Below are 15,716 nucleotides of genomic sequence, written 5' to 3'. Positions count from 1 at the left end.
ACGGGCAACGCTGGCGCATGCGAGCTTTGGGATGGACAGAAAGGCTGCGTGCCGCCTCAGGCCTTGTTGACCGCCAGCGTCGCCGTCAGGTCTTCCATCCGCTGCGCCAGCGCGCCAAGGGCATTGGTCAGCACGCCGTCGTTCTTGTCGGCCTTGGTCAGCGCGTCGTCGCGCGTCTTGCGCAAGGTCAGCACTTCGCTTTCCATTCCCTTGACGCGCTTCTGCAGTTCCGAGAGTTCGTCCATCACCATGATGCCGGCCATGACGGTGAGCCGCTGGTCGCCGATCTCGCCAAAGGAGTCCTTCAGATGCAGGACATAGCGGTCGAAGCGTTCGGCAAGATCGATCAGATGCTCTTCCTGGCCTTCGTCGCAGGCCATCCGATATTGCTTGCCGTCGATGGAAACCGTGACTTGTGCCACCTGTCCAGCCCCCTATCTGTCCAACACAGCGCGGATGGTTTCCATGGCGGTCACCAGCCGTCGCGATACTTCCTTGTTGGCGTCTTCCAGCCTTTCGGCGCGCGCTTCGGAATTGTCGAGTTCCTGCGCCAGCCGGGAGCGGTCGGCATTCATCCGCTGCACCTCGGCCTCGGCTTCCGAGTAATCGCGTTCGTGCTCGAGCTTGGCGGCGACGGCATTTTCCAGCCCCTCGATGGCCTTGCCCAGCCTCGCGATGACTTCCTTGAGTGTGGCTTCCCCGGTCATGGCCTTCGTCCTGTGCCCTGCCCATCACCGAATCGTTCGCGTTCAGAACGCGTTATCCGCGAAACATTAGGCACCGGGTGAAGGCAACGTCAACAAAGCTCTCGCGACTGTCCCCTGCTAACGCTAATGTAGGCCCGCCGCCGGCTTCACAAGACCGGCAAAGGCGCACCGATTTGTTGACTAAAACCCCGCGCCTGCTATGTGTCGCGCACCCTTTTCAAGGCTCTCCCAAGCCCCCAAACCCCCAATTCTGGAGGAACCATGACGTCGCGTGAACAACATGACCGGATGGCCAATGCGATCCGCTTTCTCTCCATGGACGCTGTCGAAAAAGCTCAGTCCGGCCATCCCGGCCTGCCCATGGGATGCGCCGACATCGCCACGGTGCTGTTCACGCGCTTCCTGAAATATGATCCCAAGGCCCCGCACTGGGCCGACCGCGACCGTTTCATCCTGTCGGCCGGCCATGGCTCGATGCTGCTCTATTCGCTGCTGCATCTGACCGGCTACGAGGACATGACCCTCGACCAGATCAAGCACTTCCGCCAGTTGGGCTCGAAGACCGCCGGCCACCCTGAATATGGTCACGCCACCGGCATCGAGACGACGACCGGCCCGCTCGGCCAGGGCCTCGCCAATTCGGTCGGCTTCGCGCTCGGCGAGCGCATCATGAACGCCGCCTTCGGCAACGACCTGGTGAACCACTACACCTATGTGCTGGCCGGCGACGGCTGCCTGATGGAAGGCGTCAGCCAGGAAGCCATCGCGCTTGCCGGCCACCTCAAGCTCAACAAGCTGATCGTCTTCTGGGACAACAACAACATCTCTATCGATGGCCCAGTGTCGCTCGCCGACAACACCGACCAGGTCGTCCGCTTCCAGGCTTCCGGCTGGAACGCCAGCCACATCGACGGCACGGATCCCGAAGCGATTGCCTACGCCATCGAAGCCGCCCGTCATTCCGACAAGCCGACGATGATCGCCTGCAAGACGACCATCGGCTTCGGCGCGCCGACCAAGGCCGGCACCAACAAGGCGCACGGCTCGCCGCTCGGCGCCGAGGAGATCGCCGGCGCGCGGAAGTTCTTCAACTGGGATTCGCCGCCCTTCGAGATTCCGGCCGACATCCTCGACGCCTGGCGCACCGCCGGCAAGACCGGCGTCAAGGCACGCACCGACTGGGAAGGCCGCCTCGCCAAGGCCGATGCGAAACTGAAGGCTGAGTTCGAGCGCCGCCTCAGTGGCAAGCTGCCGTCCAACTTCGATGCCGTCATCGCCGACTACAAGAAGAAGCTCTCGGCCGACAAGCCGAAGGTCGCTACCCGCAAATCGTCCGAGATGGCGCTCGAAGTCATCAACGGCGCCGTGCCCGAGACCATCGGCGGCTCCGCCGACCTGACCGGCTCCAACAACACCAAGACCAGCCAGACCAAGAACATCACGCCGGACGACTACGGCCAGCGCTATGTCCACTATGGCATACGCGAGCATGGCATGGCCGCCGCGATCAACGGCTTGACGCTGCATGGCGGTCTCATCGCCTATGGCGGCACCTTCATGTGCTTCTCCGACTACGCCCGCCCGTCGATGCGGCTTGCCTCGCTGATGGGCATCCGCTCGATCTTCGTCATGACCCATGATTCCATTGGTCTGGGCGAAGACGGCCCGACCCACCAGCCGGTCGAGCATATGGCGGCACTTCGCGCCATCCCCAACCACAATGTCTTCCGTCCGGCCGATGCGGTGGAAACCGCCGAGTGCTGGCAGATCGCTCTCGAGTCGGAAAAGACGCCCTCGACGCTGGCGCTGACCCGCCAGAACCTGCCGACGGTGCGCACCGAATTCGTCGCCAAGAACCTGAGCAGCCAGGGCGGTTACGAACTGGCCGCCGCCAGCGGCGAGGCCGCGGTGACGATCTTCGCCACCGGCTCCGAGGTCGAGATCGCGCTCGCCGCCCGCGAATTGCTGGAAAAGCATGGTCATCCGACCCGCGTCGTATCGATGCCTTGCTTCGAACTGTTCGACAAGCAGAGCGACGACTACCGCAAGAAGACGATCGGCAACGCGCCGGTGAAGATGGCGATCGAAGCCGGCATCCGCCAGGGTTGGGATCATCTCATCGGCTCCGATGGCATCTTCATCGGCATGACCGGCTTCGGCGCCAGCGGCACCATCGAGCAACTCTATCCGCATTTCGGCATCACTGCCGATGCAGCTGCGAAAGCAGCGGAAGCCCGCCTGCACGGCAAGTAAAGGCCTATGCATGTCGCCCAAAAGCGTATCGCGGTTTTGGGACAGCGACATGCATGAAACAAAAATGCTCCGGCGAAACCGCGCAAGGCGATTTCGCCGGGCTGGCCCAACCTAATCGATTTAAATCCACGTCGCTGCGGCTGGATTCTTTCCGCTTCCGCCGCTATGAAGCTGCGGACCCATCGTCTGGCCCCCAGCTCCCAGGGAGAGAAAAATGACCGTCAGAGTTGCCATCAACGGATTCGGCCGCATCGGCCGCAACATCCTGCGCGCCATCCATGAATCCGGCCGCAAGGACATCGACGTCGTCGCGGTGAACGACCTCGGCCCGGTCGAGACCAACGCCCATCTCTTGCGCTACGATAGCGTGCATGGCCGCTTCCCGCACGAAGTCTCTGTATCCGGCGACCAGATCACCGTGGGCAAGGAAACGTTCAAGGTCACCGCGATCAAGGACCCGACCCAGCTGCCGTGGAAGGAACTCGGCATCGACATCGCGCTCGAATGCACCGGCATCTTCACCGCCCGCGACAAGGCCGCCGCGCACCTGACCGCCGGCGCCAAGCGCGTCATCGTCTCGGCTCCGGCCGAAGGCGCCGACCTCACCGTCGTCTACGGCATCAACCACGACAAGCTGACCAGGGACCACATCGTCATCTCGAACGCGTCGTGCACCACCAACTGCCTGGCCCCGCTGGCTGCCGTGCTGCACGAGACGGTCGGCATCGAAAAGGGCATGATGACGACGATCCATTCCTACACTGGCGACCAGCCGACGCTGGACACCATGCACAAGGATCTCTACCGCGCCCGCGCCGCGGCACTTTCGCAGATCCCGACCTCGACCGGTGCCGCCAAGGCGATCGGCCTGGTGTTGCCCGACCTCAAGGGCAAGCTCGACGGCATCTCGATCCGCGTGCCGACCCCGAATGTCTCGGTCGTCGATTTCAAGTTCATCGCCAAGCGGTCAACCACCGTCCAGGAGATCAATGAAGCGGTCATCGCCGCTTCCAACGGCAAGCTGAAGGGCATTCTCGGCGTCACGCATCACCCGAACGTCTCGATCGACTTCAACCACGATCCGCGGTCCTCGATCATGGCGCTCGACCAGACCAAGGTGATGGACGGCAACTTCGTTTCGGTGCTGTCCTGGTACGACAACGAATGGGGTTTCTCCAACCGCATGTCCGACACTGCCGTCGCCTTCGGCAAGACCATCGCCTGATCGCAACGCTTTCTTTTCGAGACCTGAAACGCCCGGCTTTGTCCGGGCGTTTTTCATGAGAGCGCCGTGCGCCTTCTCAAATTGTGTCCTGAGCGCCAAAGCGCCCGAAAATCAGCGGCATAGGGCAAAAAGCCACCCTGCCGCCTTGCACTGGTCACGTCTTCGCCCCACTCTGCCGTAAACCAGGAGACAGGTGAATTTGAGGGGCTGATTTCACGATGGAGCATGCGATCTATCTCGTCACGCTGGTCGGCACAGCGCTTGTTGTCGCCGCCGCGTTTTCGAGCCTGATCGCCTTCCGCTTCGGCGCCCCGCTTCTGCTTCTGTTCCTCTGCATCGGATTGGCCACCGGAACAGACGGTCTCGGCATCCAGTTCGACAACGCCCGGATCGCCTATTTTGCCGGCTCACTGGCGCTGGCCGTTATCCTGTTCGATTCCGGTTTCGGTACGCCGCTCAACGCCTTGCGGCAGGCGGCAGGCCCGGCCCTGTCGCTGGCGACCTTCGGCGTGCTTCTCACCACAGGCCTGTTCGGCACCGCCGCCCACTATCTGCTCGACCTCACCTGGCTGGAATCCTTCCTGCTCGGCGCCGCCGTCGCCTCCACCGATGCCGCGGCGGTGTTCTTCCTGCTGCGCGCCGGCGAGATCAATCTGCGCGAACGGGTGCGCTCCACCCTCGAGGTGGAATCCGGCACCAACGATCCGATCGCCATCTTCCTGACCATCACGCTGGTCGAGATCATCGCCGCCCACGTCAACCCCGAGGCCCATGTGCTGGTCGCCAGCCTGTTCCTCGGTTTCCTTGTCAATATGGGCCTCGGCGCCGTCGTCGGCGTGCTCGGCGGCCTCGCCATCGTGCGCCTCGTCGACCGGCTCAATCTCGATCACGGCCTGCTGCCGATCTTCGTGCTGACCCTGTCGCTGATGATCTTTGCCGCCGCCGGTGCCATTGGCGGCTCGGGCTTCCTGGCGGTGTACATCGCCGGCCTGATCGCCGGCAATTCCGACATCCGCGCCGTCACCATCCTGAAACGCTTTCAGGACGGTATGTCGTGGCTGGCGCAGATCATCATGTTCCTGATCCTCGGCCTGTTCGCGACGCCGTCACAGTTTCCGGCGATCATGGTACCGGCTGTAGCGCTCGGCCTGTTCCTGATGTTTGTCGCGCGGCCGGTCGCCGTCTGGCTCTGCCTGATCCCGTTCCGCCTGCCGCGGCCCGAGGTGGCCTTCGTCTCCTGGGTCGGCCTGCGTGGCGCGGTGTCGATCCTGCTCGCCATCACCCCGCTGCTCGGCGGGTTGGAAAACGGCCGTGTCATCTTCAACACCGCCTTCATCATCGTGCTGGTGTCACTGGTCATCCAGGGCTGGACGGTCGGGCCGCTGGCGCGCCGCCTGGGCCTGATCGTGCCGGCCCGCCTTGGCCCGCTGGACAAGGTCGAGCTGGAATTGCCGGGCTCCGCCCATCACGAGCTTCTTGCCTATCGCGTCGCACACGGCAGTCCGGTGGCGCGCGGCGAGCGCATCCCGCGCTGGGCACGGCCCTCGCTGGTATTGCGCGACGGCCGCTCGATGCGCTTCCAGGACATGGGCCGGCTCGCCGCCGGCGACCAGGTCTACATCTTCGTGCCGGACCGCTATCCACGCCTGCTCGACAAGTTGTTCGCCAGCCGCGCGGTGGTCGACCCCGAGGATGCCGATTTCTTCGGTGCTTTCGCCGTCGACCCGGCACGTTCCGCCGCCGAACTGGAGGCGGCCTATGCGCCGGGCCTGACCGAAGCGGAACAAAAGCTCACCGTCGGCGCATTGGTCACGACGCGGCTCGGCGGCCATGCCGAATATGCCGACCGCGTGCTGCTCGGCTCGATCGAGTTGATCGTCCGCGACGTCGACGACAAGGGCAAGATCACAGGCCTCGGCCTTTCCTTCGAGCCGACCGCGCCGGTGGCGCGGGTGCCAGTTTTCCTGAGCGCCGGCGAGATAAGCGACCGTCTCTCTGCCTTTATCCGCAACTGGCGCAAGCCGACTGAAACGCAACTGGCAGAGACGCGGGCGGACGACAAACCGGCGCCGGAGCCGGCGGCGGAAAAGGCGACGCCCGAGAGCTGACACGGCGATCGTTCGCGCTGCCTCATGTCCGCCTGCCGGCCCAGCCTTGGCACGGACTTCAAAATTTCGCTTCCGCCACGGCCTAAGCCTTGCATCATCGTTGGCGCGGGGTATGGTCCCGGCGATTTTTCGCGAAAGGAATCCGCATGGCCGCCTTCAAGACCCTCGACGACATCGGCAACATCAGCGGCAAGCGCGTGCTGGTGCGCGTCGACCTCAACGTGCCCGTCGCCGACGGCAAGGTCACCGACGCCACCCGCATCGAACGCATCGCCCCGACCATCGCCGAGCTCTCCGGCAAAGGCGCCAAGGTCATCCTGCTCGCCCATTTCGGCCGCCCCAAGGATGGTCCCTCGTCCGAATTCTCGCTGGAGCCGATTGCCAGGGCGACGGCTGAGGTGCTCGGCCGCCCCGTCGGCTTCGCCAGCGATTGCGTCGGTGACACGGCGGGAAGCGCCATCGCCGCCATGGACAAGGGGGATGTGCTTCTGCTCGAAAACACCCGCTTCTACAAGGCCGAGGAAAAAAACGATCCGGCCTTCACCGAAAGGCTTGCCGCCGGTGGCGACATCTTCGTCAACGACGCGTTTTCCGCGGCGCACCGCGCCCACGCCTCCACGGAAGGGCTGGCGCGTCTGTTGCCGGCCTTCGCCGGCCGCGCCATGCAGGCGGAGCTCGAAGCGCTGGAGAAGGGTCTGGGAAATCCGGTCCGTCCGGTCGTCGCCATTGTCGGCGGCGCCAAGGTCTCGACCAAGATCGACCTGCTGATGAACCTGGTGAAGAAGGTCGACGCACTGGTCATCGGCGGCGGCATGGCCAACACCTTTCTCGCCGCGCGCGGCACCGATGTCGGAAAATCGCTGTGCGAGCATGACCTCGCCAACACCGCCAAGCAGATCATGATCGAGGCGGCCGAGGCCGGCTGCGCCATCATCCTGCCGGTCGACGGCGTCGTCGCGAAGGAATTCAAGGCGGGTGCCGCCTGCGAAACCGTCGCCATCTCGGATGTGCCGGCCGACGGCATGATCCTCGATGTCGGCGCCAAAACGGTGAAGACCATTGGGGAATGGATCGACCGCGCCGCGACTCTGGTCTGGAACGGTCCGCTCGGCGCCTTCGAGATCGCGCCCTTCGACCATGCGACGGTGGCGGCGGCGAAGCACGCGGCGGCGCGCACCAAGGCCGGCAAGCTGGTCTCGGTTGCCGGCGGCGGCGATACGGTGGCGGCGCTCAACCATGCCGGCGTCGCTGACGACTTCACCTATGTCTCGACCGCTGGCGGCGCTTTCCTGGAGTGGATGGAGGGCAAGCCGCTGCCCGGCGTCGACGTGCTGAAGCGCTGAAGCAATTGCAGCCAGGCGGAAACGCCTGGCTGGCAGCGAATGCGGCTGAAACGAACAACCCGATCAACACAAGGAGAGCCGACGGGGGCTCTCAAGACTTTCAATCGATTCGAGCTTTCCGATGCCATTCCTTTGGCGGTAGACTTCCGTTAAGCGCGGAAACAACCGTTTCAGGAGAAGCAGAATGAGCGAACGTCTCGAAGACATTGCCGCCGCGATCGTGGCTGATGGCAAGGGCCTGCTGGCCGCCGACGAAAGTTCCGGCACCATCAAGAAGCGTTTTGACGTCATCGGCGTCGAATCGACCGCCGACAGCCGCCGCGACTACCGCGAGATGATGTTCCGCGCCAGGGAGGCGATGACCCGGTACATTTCCGGCGTCATTCTCTACGACGAGACGATCCGCCAGAAGGCCGCCGACGGCACGCCGCTGGTCGACATCATCAAGGCGTCCGGCGCCATCCCCGGCATCAAGGTCGACGCCGGCGCCAAGCCGCTGGCCGGCTTCCCCGGAGACACCGTCACCGAAGGGCTTGACGGCCTGCGCGAACGCCTTGCCGACTACCACAAGCTCGGCGCCCGCTTCGCCAAATGGCGCGCGGTGATCGACATCGACAGCGGCAAGGGCGTGCCTTCGGCCAATTCGATCAGCTCGAACGCCCATGCGCTCGCCCGCTATGCGGCGCTTTGCCAGGAGGCCGGCATCGTGCCTATCGTCGAGCCGGAAGTGCTGATGGACGGCGCCCATGACATCGACACCTGCTATGAGATCTCGAAGGCGACGCTGATCAAGCTCTATGACGAGCTCCATGCGGCGCGTGTCGTGCTCGAGGGCACGATCCTGAAGCCCAACATGGTGCTGGCAGGCAAGAAGTCGGGCAAGGTGAGCAGCCCGGAAGAAGTCGCGGAAAAGACCATAAAACTGTTCCGCGAGACCGTGCCGGCGGCGGTACCGGGCATCGCCTTCCTCTCTGGTGGCCAGGAGGACGAGGAAGCGACCGCCAACCTCAACGCCATCAACGCGATCGGGCCGCATCCGTGGAAGCTGACCTTTTCCTATGGCCGCGCGCTACAGGCCGCCCCGCAGAAAGCATGGAGTGGCAAGGCGTCGAACGTCGCCGCCGGTCAGGCCGCCTTCACCCACCGCGCCCATATGAACCATCTAGCGGCACTCGGAAAATGGAAGGCGAGCCTGGAACAGGCCGCCTGACAGGTTTTCCCTCTTCCTTCAAACCCGGGCCGTTGCGCCCGGGTTTTTGTTTGTGGCGTGCCTGGGCTTGGGATGGGGCTTCTCCGTCCTTATTTCCTCTCCGGCGCTGAAGCATGATCCCGAAAAGTGAAATCCGGTTTTCGGAGAAGATCATGCTCGAACAACACCGGCGATGTCGGCTTTCGCCCATCCCGAACGTCCTTGGGATGACAGACAGGGAGAGGTTCATGCATCGCAACAAGGTCGTTTCGCGCGAAGACTGGTTCCAGGCGCACAAGGCACATCTGGCCCGCGAGAAGGAGCTGACGCGGCTTCGCGAGCGCATTTCGGCTGAACGGCGTGAACTGCCCTGGCTGAAAATCCGGAAGGACTATGTCTTCGAGACCGGGCAAGGGCCGAAAAGACTGGCCGACCTGTTTGCCGGAAACAGCCAGTTGATCGTCTACCACTTCATGTTCGGGCCGGGGTGCAATCATCATTGCGAGGGCTGCTCGTTCCTTGCCGACCATATTGACGGCGCCGACCAGCATCTCAGGCATCACGACGTGTCGCTGGTCGTGGTCTCGCGGGCGCCGCTGGCCGAACTGCTGCCCTACAAGCAGCGCATGGGCTGGAAGTTCGACTGGGTGTCGTCCTATGCCTCGGATTTCAACTTCGACATGCAGGTCTCCTTCACCGACAAGCAGATCGCCGCTGGCGATACCACCTACAATTTCGAGACCCGTCCCCGAACGTCGAAGGAGCTCCCCGGCACCAGTGTTTTCTACCGGGACGAGACTGGCGACATCTTCCTCACCTTCATGTCGCGCGCCCGTGGCGGCGAGGCGTTGATCGGCACGTATGATTATCTCGACATGACGCCGAAGGGCCGCAACGAAGCCGGCCCCTACCACGGCCTGATGGATTGGGTACGGCTGCATGATGAATATGGCCACAGGTCTGGAACACAGGAGACCTGTCGCGATTAGGGCACGCGACAGGCATCCGCCGGTCGTTCACGTCAGGCGCAACATGCGCTAAAGGATGCGCATGCAGCGCCTTCTCGCCCTCCTCACCTGGCTCGCTTACCCGGTCTATGTCTGGCAAGGCCTCGGCGTGCGCCGCCGCACCACGCGCATGCTTCCGGCGCAGGGGCCGGTCATGCACGATCTCGCCGGCAAGGCGCCGCCAATCTCGCTTCTGGTGCTGGGGGATTCTTCGGCCGCCTCAGTCGGCATCGGCAATTCGGAAAACGGACTTGCCGCGCAACTCGCCGTGCTGATTGCGCAGAGTACAAGCCGCGCCGTGCGCTGGCGGGCCGCCGGCTTCAATTCGGCAACCTCGGGCCAGATCCGCGACCACGTCCTGCCCAATCTGTCGGCGGATCCGTGGACGCATATCGTGCTCGCCATCGGCACCAACGACACCAAGAATTTTCACTCGGTGCCGCGCTTCAAGAAGGAGTTCGGCGGCCTGCTCTACGCGCTGCGCGCCAAATGGCCGGAGGCACGCGTGGTGTGGTCGCCGGTGCTGGAGTTCACGCGGGCGCCGGCGATGCCGCCGCTGCTCGGCAAGATCCTCGAGATCCGCGCCACCGCAATGAACCGGATGGGCGAGCGCCTTTGCCTGGAGCGCGGCGCGGTGCCGGCACCGCGCCTGCCGATCACGAATCCTGAAGAGGGTTTTGCCTCCGACGGATTTCACGCTTCGGAAGCCGGCTACCGGGCCTGGGCCGAGCATCTCGTCGGCCCGGTGCTTGCCAGCTGAACGACTGGCGGCGGCCTTGCTCAGTGCGGGCTATGTCCAATGTCCGAGCACGGCCGTTATGGAAATCGCCGCCATCGCCAGCAGCGCCAGCTTCCAGAAATCGCTGCGCCGCTTCAGCCCCGGCCAGCCGAGCGGCTTGATCAGCTGGATGATCATGATGCCAACAATGACGAGCGCGAGAAGTTTCGACATGCCGCCTTTGAACAGCAACGCGGCCGGCTGTCAAAGCGCCTCGTTCATTCCCCGGGAGAGAATGGACGCCGCGATCCCGAACCGGGTACGCGGCACCCACCCTTGACCGGGGCAATCTACTTCAGCGGCTTGAGGCCAGCCTCGATCGAGGCACGCTTCGGTTCGAGGAACGGCGGCAGGGCCAACTTTTCACCCAGCGTTTCCAGCGGCTCGTCGGCGGTGAACCCCGGCCCGTCCGTGGCGATCTCGAACAGGATGCCGTTCGGCTCGCGGAAATAGAGCGAGCGGAAATAGTAGCGCTCGACCTCGCCGCTCGACGGCAGACGGAATTCGGCCAGCCGCGCCGTCCATTGATGCAGCGTCTCCTGGTCCGGCGCCCTGAAGGCGACGTGATGGACCGCACCGGCGCCTTGCCGTGCCGGCGCCAGACCCGGCTGCACCAGGACATGCAACTCCGCCGCCGGGCCGCCCTCGCCCATTTCGAAGACGTGAACCTGGCCCTCTGGCGAGGCATGGTCGCGAGCCTTGCGCATGTTCATTACCTGCGTCACCACCGCCTCGGTGTTGGTGATGTCGGGAACGCTGATGACGATCGGCCCGAGCCCGCGGATCTGGTGCTCGGCCGGCACCGGGCTTTGCGCCCAGGGATGGCTATCGCCCTTGCCGCCATCGCTGACGAGACGCAGGCGCTGGCCCTCGGGATCCTCGAAATCCAGGCAGGGGTAGCCGCCAACGTCGGCGATCTCACTCGTCACGATGTTTTCGCCGGTCAGGTGCTGCTTCCACCAGGCAAGGCTTTCCTGGCTGCCGACCCGGAGGCTGGTCCGCACGATGCTGTGCGTGCCGCGCCGCTCACGGCCAACCGGCCAATCGAAGAAGGTGAGGTCGCTGCCCGGTGTCGCTTCGCCGTCGGAATAGAAGAGGTGGTAGGCCGAGGTATCGTCCTGGTTTACTGTCTTCTTGACCAGCCGCAAGCCCAGCACCTTCGTATAGAAATGAAGATTTCCAGGCGCATTGGCGGTGATGGCGGTCAGATGATGGATTCCTGTCAGTTGCAGGCTCATGGTCGTCTCCCTGTTTTTGGGGGAAGAATTTTCTCCTTCCATATCAGAACTGTGGCCACGTCACTGAAGGCCGCGTATCCGGACAGTCCGTCGCCAGAGATTAAACAGTGGAACCTCGACAGTATCCTTGCTGTGAACAATCTCAGCCGCCGAGCCTGTTGCGGGCCGCCGTCCGATGCAGCGAAAACGGTGCCTTTCCTCGGCATAGGCACCCAGTCGCAACTATCGTCCGCGCCCTGCCATCCTCCTGACAGACTGCTGTCAGGAGGGGTATGCGATAGTGTCTCCATTCAGAGAGAGGAGACTAGCCATGAACGGTTTTACCATTCTGCGCGGCATGCAGCACTATGTCGGCAAGATCCGGACGATGCGCAACGAAATCCGCACCCAGCGGTTCATGAACTCGCTGCCAGCGGACCTTCGCAAGGATATCGGCTGGCCGGACATGTATTCGGAACGTCGCCATCGCGGCAATTGAGACGAATTTTTCGACACAACGGTTGGATGTGGGCGCCCCAACGCCCAGATAAGTGGTCCGGCGCGCGAGGGATGGAGCGAGCTCATGCCCGAACAGAAGACAATCGGCTTTCTTTTCATCGAAGGCTTTGCCGACTGGGAATATGGCCTGCTGGCGGCATCGGCGGTCGAATGGTTCGGCGCCCGCACCGTATCGCTGACATCAGACGGCAAGCCGGTGACCGGGATCAGCGGGTTTCGGCTGACGCCCGATCGCTCGGCCGAAATTGGTGACAATGCCGATCTCGATGCCATCGCCGTCATCGGTTCCGACCAGTGGGCGGGCGAGGCGCCACCGGATACGGCAGAACTGCTCACCGCCGTAGCGTCGCGCGGCGGCGTGGTCGGCGGTATCTGTGCCGGCACGCTGGCGCTGGCCCGGGCCGGCTTGTTTGAGACGGCCAGGCACACCAGCAACGGCCGCGACTGGATCAACGGTCATGAAGCCGGCTATGCCGGCGACGACAACTATCAGGACGTGCCGCATGCCGTCGCCGACGGCAAAGTCGTATCCGCGCCAGGCTCGGCGCCCGGCACATTCGCGCTCGCCTTTCTGAAGACGCTCTATCCCGAAAGAGGCAGCGATCTCGCGCAGATGCGGACGCTGTTCGCCAAGGAATATGCTGAAGCATCCTGACAGTATGCTGTCAGGATGTACGTGCAATGGTGCGAAATCGAGATGCTGTGCATCGGGGTCGAGAGGACGATCGATGAAAAGCTGGAACGACAGATTGAACACACAAGGTATCAACGGCGTGAAACCGACGCCGCGCACGATGGCTGATGTCATCGAGGGCCAGCCGATGCTGGTGCCGACCGCGCGCCAGGTCGATGATTTCATCCGCTCAATTCCGGAAGGTGTCGAGATGGATGTCCGTGCGCTGCGGACAGCACTTGCCATCGAGCATGGCGCCGAAGTGACATGCCCAATCACCATCGGCTATCATCTGCGCACCGTCGCCGAGGCAGCCAACGAAGATCTCGAACGCGGCATGACACTGAGCGATATCGCACCGTTCTGGCGCGTGCTCGATGCGAAGACGCCGACCACCAGAAAACTGTCCTTCGGCGCGGCGTTCGTCGCCGCGCAGCGCAAGCGCGAAGGGCTGAAACCATAAACGCCGAGGGACCATACGATGCGCCGCGCTGACAGGCTCTTCCAGATCGTGCAACATCTGCGCGGTGGCCGTCTGGTCACCGCCCAGAAGCTCGGCACGTGGCTCGAGGTTTCCGAGCGAACCATTTACCGCGATATCGCCGACCTGCAGTCGACCGGAGTGCCGATCGACGGCGAGGCCGGCGTTGGCTACATGATGAGAGAGGGGTTCGACCTTCCGCCGCTGATGTTCACGCGTGACGAGATCGTCGCGTTGGTTGCCGGCGCCCGCATGGTGCGCGCCTTTGGCGGCGCCGCAATGGCACGCGCCGCCGACGAGGCGCTGATCAAGATCGGTGCGGTGCTGCCGGATGCCGAGAAGGACCGCATCGCCCGCACCGAGATCCACACGCCGATGTGGGTGGTCAGCGACGCCGCCCGCGAGGCGATCGACCTGATCGAACGTGCGGTCGAAAAGCGCCAGGTGCTGACCATCGACTATTGCGACGAGGCCGGCCGCGGCACCGCCCGCGATGTCCGTCCGCTCGGCCTGTGGTTCTGGGGCAAGGTGTGGACGCTGGTCGCCTGGTGCGAGATGCGCGATGATTTTCGGGCCTTCCGCATCGATCGCATCGCCTCGGTGATCATCGCCGGCCGCATCTTCAAGCCGGAGCGCGGCAAGCAGCTTGCCGACTTCTACCGCGCGGTGGAGCGCAGCGAGGATTACGGCATGGCACCGGACCGATCGGCGCGAACCTAGAGCAATTCCAGGAAAAGTGTGGGTTTCCCGGGAAAAGCGCGTAGCGCTTTGCCTTTGGGAATTGCGTCAAAACAAAGCGATAGGGCGGTTCTGCGTTTCCGTGAAACGACGAACCGCTCTGAGATTGCCGGATCGCACAAAAAAGCCCGCTCGAAGCGGGCTTTTTCTTGGGCAGTCGGAAACCTTACTCGTCTTCGTTGTCCGTGTTCTTCGACTTCAAGGCCGAGAGCTTGGCGAAGACGGCGTTGGCGTCGAGTTCGGCATCCTCGTCCTTCGGCTTCTCCGGAGCCGGCACCAGCCGCTCGGTCAAGGCCGCCGGCAACAGCGTGTCGCCGACCGGCTGCGCCTGTTCGCGACCACGCGAAGCGCGGTTGACTTCCATGTCGAGGTCGATCTGCGAAGCGAGGCCCAGCGTCACCGGGTCCATCGGCTGCAGGTTGGCCGAGTTCCAGTGCTTGCGCTCGCGGATCTGCTCGATCGTCGACTTGGTGGTGCCGACGAGGCGCGAGATCTGCGCGTCCTTCAGTTCGGGATGGTTGCGCACCAGCCACAGAATGGCATTCGGCCTATCCTGGCGCTTCGACAGCGGCGTGTAGCGCGGACCCTTGCGCTTGGATTCCGGCACCCGCACCTTGGGGTCCGAAAGCTTCAGGCGCTGGTTCGGATCCTTCTCGGCGCGCGCGATCTCGTCGCGGCTCAGCTGGCCGGTCATGATCGGATCCATGCCCTTGATGCCTTGCGCCGATTCGCCGTCGGCGATCGCCTTGACCTCGAGCGGATGCAGCCCGCAGAACTGCGCAATCTGCTCGAAAGAAAGCGCGGTGTTGTCAACCAGCCAGACGGCGGTCGCCTTGGGCATCAGCAGCGTATTGGCCATTGCAAAAAATCCTTCTCGTTCGCCCGCGTTCCCGCGCGGGCGGTGGTTTAGAGCCACCAAAATGGGAAATTCGCGGCTTGTATAACCGCTCTGTCGCCGCTTCGCAATGTTTTTGGATGTCACTGGCCGGAAACCGTGCACCCCACGGCTACCGGAACAGGCGCGCTTCAGTCGGCGTCAGATCGAAAAGGCCGGTCTGCAGCGTTGGCCATCGCAACATCGAGCGGCGGGCAGCCCTGCCCGACCCCGTACAGGCCGAGGCCGCGGTCGATCCCGCCTCGCCATCCGGTCTCCAAAACGACAAAACCCGCCGGACTGGGTCCAGCGGGTTCGGAACCGCGACGGATAGCCCGTCTGATGCGGCTCTGGCTTCTACAGCAGGGTCCGCGTCTCAGAGCGGACCCTGCCCGACGTCAGATGGTCTTGCGGGCAATCTTCTCGATGTCGGCTCGGTTGATGCCGAGATCGCTGAGCTGGCGTGCGTTGAGGCGGTTCAGTTCACGCACGGTCTCGGTGTACATGCGCCAGTTACGGAAAGCGCGGATCGGGTTCATGGTAGTCCTCCAAATGGGTTGTTCGTTTCGGTGATGCTCAAATAGTCATCATCGAGCGGGACTTG

The 15,716-nt window shown here is 63.6% G+C and carries 17 protein-coding genes; 11 read left to right on the top strand and 6 right to left on the bottom strand.

What is annotated here, in order from left to right; genetic code table 11:
- Nucleotides 1-56: 56 nt before the first annotated feature.
- Together AC1D10_RS05410 and AC1D10_RS05405 are read right to left on the bottom strand one after the other, a co-directional pair.
- Entirely contained in the window at nucleotides 57-422 is a 366-nt protein-coding gene (locus AC1D10_RS05410; protein WP_477269372.1) for a cell division protein ZapA, read from the bottom strand.
- A 12-nt stretch (nucleotides 423-434) separates the two neighbouring features.
- The gene (locus tag AC1D10_RS05405; protein WP_013529251.1) at nucleotides 435-707 is read right to left on the bottom strand and encodes a DUF4164 domain-containing protein; all 273 of its coding nucleotides are present in this window, start codon (nucleotides 705-707) and stop codon (nucleotides 435-437) included.
- A 261-nt stretch (nucleotides 708-968) separates the two neighbouring features.
- On the opposite strand from AC1D10_RS05405, the gene tkt reads away from it, so the two are divergent.
- The 7 genes from tkt (at nucleotide 969) to AC1D10_RS05370 (ending at nucleotide 10,592) form a co-directional block, all read left to right on the top strand.
- Nucleotides 969-2,960 carry a transketolase gene (gene tkt, locus AC1D10_RS05400; protein WP_477269369.1) on the top strand — a complete coding sequence of 664 codons (1,992 nt, stop codon included), beginning with the start codon at nucleotides 969-971 and terminating at the stop codon, nucleotides 2,958-2,960.
- 214 nt (nucleotides 2,961-3,174) lie between these two features.
- A complete protein-coding gene (gene gap, locus AC1D10_RS05395) occupies nucleotides 3,175-4,185 on the top strand; it encodes a type I glyceraldehyde-3-phosphate dehydrogenase (protein WP_477269367.1) in 1,011 nt (336 codons plus the stop codon).
- Nucleotides 4,186-4,403: 218 nt separating this feature from the next.
- Nucleotides 4,404-6,293, top strand: coding sequence for a potassium/proton antiporter (locus AC1D10_RS05390; RefSeq protein WP_477269365.1), 1,890 nt, complete (start codon nucleotides 4,404-4,406; stop codon nucleotides 6,291-6,293).
- Between the two features lie 146 nt (nucleotides 6,294-6,439).
- On the top strand, nucleotides 6,440-7,636 hold the full coding sequence (locus AC1D10_RS05385) for a phosphoglycerate kinase (protein ID WP_477269363.1): 1,197 nt from the start codon (nucleotides 6,440-6,442) through the stop codon (nucleotides 7,634-7,636).
- Between the two features lie 184 nt (nucleotides 7,637-7,820).
- On the top strand, nucleotides 7,821-8,846 hold the full coding sequence (locus AC1D10_RS05380) for a class I fructose-bisphosphate aldolase (RefSeq protein WP_477269361.1): 1,026 nt from the start codon (nucleotides 7,821-7,823) through the stop codon (nucleotides 8,844-8,846).
- A 227-nt stretch (nucleotides 8,847-9,073) separates the two neighbouring features.
- The gene (locus AC1D10_RS05375; protein WP_477269359.1) at nucleotides 9,074-9,814 is read left to right on the top strand and encodes a DUF899 domain-containing protein; all 741 of its coding nucleotides are present in this window, start codon (nucleotides 9,074-9,076) and stop codon (nucleotides 9,812-9,814) included.
- A 61-nt stretch (nucleotides 9,815-9,875) separates the two neighbouring features.
- Nucleotides 9,876-10,592 (top strand): SGNH/GDSL hydrolase family protein, encoded by a 717-nt coding sequence (locus tag AC1D10_RS05370; RefSeq protein WP_477269357.1) that lies wholly within the window; start codon nucleotides 9,876-9,878, stop codon nucleotides 10,590-10,592.
- A gap of 30 nt (nucleotides 10,593-10,622) precedes the next feature.
- Here the strand turns inward: AC1D10_RS05370 and AC1D10_RS05365 are convergent, their stop codons facing one another.
- Together AC1D10_RS05365 and AC1D10_RS05360 are read right to left on the bottom strand one after the other, a co-directional pair.
- Nucleotides 10,623-10,784 carry a hypothetical protein gene (locus AC1D10_RS05365; protein ID WP_378984248.1) on the bottom strand — a complete coding sequence of 54 codons (162 nt, stop codon included), beginning with the start codon at nucleotides 10,782-10,784 and terminating at the stop codon, nucleotides 10,623-10,625.
- Between the two features lie 116 nt (nucleotides 10,785-10,900).
- The gene (locus AC1D10_RS05360; RefSeq protein WP_477269354.1) at nucleotides 10,901-11,848 is read right to left on the bottom strand and encodes a ring-cleaving dioxygenase; all 948 of its coding nucleotides are present in this window, start codon (nucleotides 11,846-11,848) and stop codon (nucleotides 10,901-10,903) included.
- A gap of 310 nt (nucleotides 11,849-12,158) precedes the next feature.
- Between AC1D10_RS05360 and AC1D10_RS05355 the strand changes: the two genes are divergently transcribed.
- From AC1D10_RS05355 to AC1D10_RS05340, 4 genes are all read left to right on the top strand, one after another.
- Entirely contained in the window at nucleotides 12,159-12,326 is a 168-nt protein-coding gene (locus AC1D10_RS05355; protein WP_111544436.1) for a hypothetical protein, read from the top strand.
- Nucleotides 12,327-12,410: 84 nt separating this feature from the next.
- A complete protein-coding gene (locus AC1D10_RS05350; protein WP_477269352.1) occupies nucleotides 12,411-13,001 on the top strand; it encodes a DJ-1/PfpI family protein in 591 nt (196 codons plus the stop codon).
- A 73-nt stretch (nucleotides 13,002-13,074) separates the two neighbouring features.
- Nucleotides 13,075-13,482: a hypothetical protein gene (locus AC1D10_RS05345; RefSeq protein WP_477269350.1), complete on the top strand. Its 408-nt coding sequence runs from the start codon at nucleotides 13,075-13,077 to the stop codon at nucleotides 13,480-13,482.
- A gap of 18 nt (nucleotides 13,483-13,500) precedes the next feature.
- Nucleotides 13,501-14,220: a helix-turn-helix transcriptional regulator gene (locus tag AC1D10_RS05340; RefSeq protein WP_477269348.1), complete on the top strand. Its 720-nt coding sequence runs from the start codon at nucleotides 13,501-13,503 to the stop codon at nucleotides 14,218-14,220.
- A gap of 184 nt (nucleotides 14,221-14,404) precedes the next feature.
- Here AC1D10_RS05340 and AC1D10_RS05335 read toward each other — a convergent pair whose 3' ends face one another.
- Nucleotides 14,405-15,097 carry a DUF1013 domain-containing protein gene (locus tag AC1D10_RS05335; RefSeq protein WP_379095517.1) on the bottom strand — a complete coding sequence of 231 codons (693 nt, stop codon included), beginning with the start codon at nucleotides 15,095-15,097 and terminating at the stop codon, nucleotides 14,405-14,407.
- Between the two features lie 413 nt (nucleotides 15,098-15,510).
- Complete coding sequence (locus AC1D10_RS05330) at nucleotides 15,511-15,651, bottom strand: DUF1127 domain-containing protein (RefSeq protein WP_183447736.1); 141 nt, start codon at nucleotides 15,649-15,651, stop codon at nucleotides 15,511-15,513.
- Between the last annotated feature and the right edge of the window lie 65 nt (nucleotides 15,652-15,716).

It is taken from the genome of Mesorhizobium sp. P2_A8 (assembly GCF_056404935.1).
The sequence above is the reverse complement of the archived record's forward strand: the minus strand, read 5'-3'. Positions and strand labels throughout refer to the sequence as shown.

What these genes read in the sequence shown, in the direction of transcription:
- AC1D10_RS05330 (WP_183447736.1), bottom strand. Translation starts at nt 15,651, where the DNA reads ATGAACCCGATCCGCGCTTTCCGTAACTGGCGCATGTACACCGAGACC.
- AC1D10_RS05355 (WP_111544436.1), top strand. Translation starts at nt 12,159, where the DNA reads ATGAACGGTTTTACCATTCTGCGCGGCATGCAGCACTATGTCGGCAAG.
- AC1D10_RS05375 (WP_477269359.1), top strand. Translation starts at nt 9,074, where the DNA reads ATGCATCGCAACAAGGTCGTTTCGCGCGAAGACTGGTTCCAGGCGCAC.
- AC1D10_RS05360 (WP_477269354.1), bottom strand. Translation starts at nt 11,848, where the DNA reads ATGAGCCTGCAACTGACAGGAATCCATCATCTGACCGCCATCACCGCC.
- AC1D10_RS05370 (WP_477269357.1), top strand. Translation starts at nt 9,876, where the DNA reads ATGCAGCGCCTTCTCGCCCTCCTCACCTGGCTCGCTTACCCGGTCTAT.
- AC1D10_RS05350 (WP_477269352.1), top strand. Translation starts at nt 12,411, where the DNA reads ATGCCCGAACAGAAGACAATCGGCTTTCTTTTCATCGAAGGCTTTGCC.
- AC1D10_RS05365 (WP_378984248.1), bottom strand. Translation starts at nt 10,784, where the DNA reads ATGTCGAAACTTCTCGCGCTCGTCATTGTTGGCATCATGATCATCCAG.
- AC1D10_RS05405 (WP_013529251.1), bottom strand. Translation starts at nt 707, where the DNA reads ATGACCGGGGAAGCCACACTCAAGGAAGTCATCGCGAGGCTGGGCAAG.
- tkt (WP_477269369.1), top strand. Translation starts at nt 969, where the DNA reads ATGACGTCGCGTGAACAACATGACCGGATGGCCAATGCGATCCGCTTT.
- AC1D10_RS05340 (WP_477269348.1), top strand. Translation starts at nt 13,501, where the DNA reads ATGCGCCGCGCTGACAGGCTCTTCCAGATCGTGCAACATCTGCGCGGT.
- AC1D10_RS05345 (WP_477269350.1), top strand. Translation starts at nt 13,075, where the DNA reads ATGAAAAGCTGGAACGACAGATTGAACACACAAGGTATCAACGGCGTG.
- gap (WP_477269367.1), top strand. Translation starts at nt 3,175, where the DNA reads ATGACCGTCAGAGTTGCCATCAACGGATTCGGCCGCATCGGCCGCAAC.
- AC1D10_RS05390 (WP_477269365.1), top strand. Translation starts at nt 4,404, where the DNA reads ATGGAGCATGCGATCTATCTCGTCACGCTGGTCGGCACAGCGCTTGTT.
- AC1D10_RS05385 (WP_477269363.1), top strand. Translation starts at nt 6,440, where the DNA reads ATGGCCGCCTTCAAGACCCTCGACGACATCGGCAACATCAGCGGCAAG.
- AC1D10_RS05335 (WP_379095517.1), bottom strand. Translation starts at nt 15,097, where the DNA reads ATGGCCAATACGCTGCTGATGCCCAAGGCGACCGCCGTCTGGCTGGTT.
- AC1D10_RS05380 (WP_477269361.1), top strand. Translation starts at nt 7,821, where the DNA reads ATGAGCGAACGTCTCGAAGACATTGCCGCCGCGATCGTGGCTGATGGC.